The sequence below is a fragment of the Oleiphilus sp. HI0117 genome (assembly GCF_001635235.1).
The window spans coordinates 1-1,840 of the sequence record NZ_LWGA01000991.1 but is presented as its reverse complement, the minus strand read 5'-3'; the positions used below and the strand labels follow the sequence as shown (position 1 = coordinate 1,840).

Genomic DNA, 1,840 nt, shown 5'->3' with positions numbered 1-1,840 from the left:
TCATCACTCGCGGGAACTGATGTGAATCACAACTTAAGTGTTGATGAAAGTCAGAACTTGCTGGCTGATGAAGGTCTTAAAGATATGTTCGAATATTTCCTATCTACTCTTGGAGAGTATGAACTAGAGCAGGTTATTGCTTCAATCCAAGAAACTATTAAAGCAGAGCTAAGCGAACCGGCTCGTTCACAAGCTCTGGACCTACTTAAACGTTATATTGACTACAAAATCGGTATCGAGGAGCTTCAGCAGGGTTTTGTTGTATACGATTCGGGAGTAAATATGGTCGATAAACTGATAGCTCAGCAGTCTGAGATTAAGACCTACAGAGAGCGCTTCTTTGATCAAGTTGAATATGAAGCATTCTTTGCTTCTGAAGATATCCAGAACAGGTTCTTGATTCAGCAGTTAAAAATCAACAGTGATGAAACACTAACAGCAACAGAAAAACAACAACATATAGAGATAGCGAGCCTTGAACTACCAGAGGACATTAGAGCAACGAGGCAGCGCGCTCAGCAACATGCATTGCTATCAGAACAAGTTAGAAAAATGAAAGCCGATAATGCGCCCGCTAGCGAAGTGTATCAGCTGCGGGAGAACATGCTAGGGAGTGAGGCTGCGGCAGCGCTAGCCGATTTAGACAAACGTCGAGCGCAATGGTCGCAGAGACTTAGCAGCTTTTCCGCTGAGCGAAAAACTGTCTTAGATTCTAGCTTAAGTGAACAAGATAAGGAGCAATCCATTTCTGAACTGTTGGCCTATCACTTTGATGAAACAGAGCGTAAGCGCGTTAGTGCTCTGATGAGTGATGACAGGCTTCCATAGGTGCCAATTCGAATTGAAATGGACAATTAAAGGGCTCAGTCCAGAATGGTATACTGTTACGTACTTGTAGCCAAAAGGTTCGATCTGGCGCGATAAAGGTCGTGATAGACAGAATTCGATCTTACAGACGAAAATGGGGCACTCGGCATAGCAATTCAACACCCACAGGCAAAAAAGTCCGCAAACTCGTCGTTCAGATGGTTTATCTAGATAGGGGTAAAACAGCCAGTTTGAATCTTGAGTCAATGCTGGCTTTTGAGCAAAAGCGGCCTTTTAGTATTGCAGGAATACCCATTTCTTTTTGTTAAAAGCGATCATATTTAAATATCAGAAAATCGCCAGTTGTGAGCGAAAAGGGAAACTACTATATCGAGCGCTCTAGAAGTTAAGTGCCCGTCTAATAACTTAGAATACAGTGACATATTCAGTATAGTATTGCCCTATTTCGCCCATTTTTTTTCGCCTTAAATAGCGCTGAATCAGCTTCCTTAAATAAGACATCGAATTCATTTTTATTATCTTTATTTATACTTACACCAATGCTGACGGTGATATTAACACCATTAATCTTTGTTGTTTCAATATCGCACCGAATTTTTTCAGCAATGTTTAATGCGTTTGCATCATCAATGTCGGGTAAAACTAAAACAAACTCTTCTCCCCCATATCGTGCAACGACATCATGCTCTCTGTGACTTTTGAGTAGAGTTTTGCCTAAGTGCTGCAAAACATCATCTCCAAAAGCATGCCCATAAGTGTCATTAATGTTTTTAAAGTAATCTATATCTATGATCATCAGCGCAACTGATGACTTGTTTCTCTGAGCTTGAGAAAATAGCCTACCTGATCGGTTATTAAGCTCTCTTCTATTTAATAAACCCGTGAGAGGATCTATTGTTGCCATTTCTAGAAGTTCCTGACTTTGTTTTTCTAGTAGTTCTTTTGTTTCAATGAGTTCTTGATACAACTTGTCTCTATTGGAGCAGTCAAGAAGTGACCAGTAAGTAGTGTG

Annotated in this window: 2 protein-coding genes; one reads left to right on the top strand and one right to left on the bottom strand. The window is 40.5% G+C overall.

Annotated elements, in window-relative coordinates; translation table 11 throughout:
* Positions 1-828: lipase secretion chaperone (locus A3757_RS17900; protein ID WP_231878313.1), on the top strand; the 828-nt coding region annotated here is incomplete at its 5' end.
* A gap of 424 nt (positions 829-1,252) precedes the next feature.
* On the opposite strand, the gene A3757_RS17895 is transcribed toward A3757_RS17900, so the two are convergent.
* Positions 1,253-1,840, bottom strand: a 588-nt coding sequence (locus tag A3757_RS17895) for a GGDEF domain-containing protein (RefSeq protein ID WP_231878312.1), incomplete at its 5' end; no start/stop codon positions are given.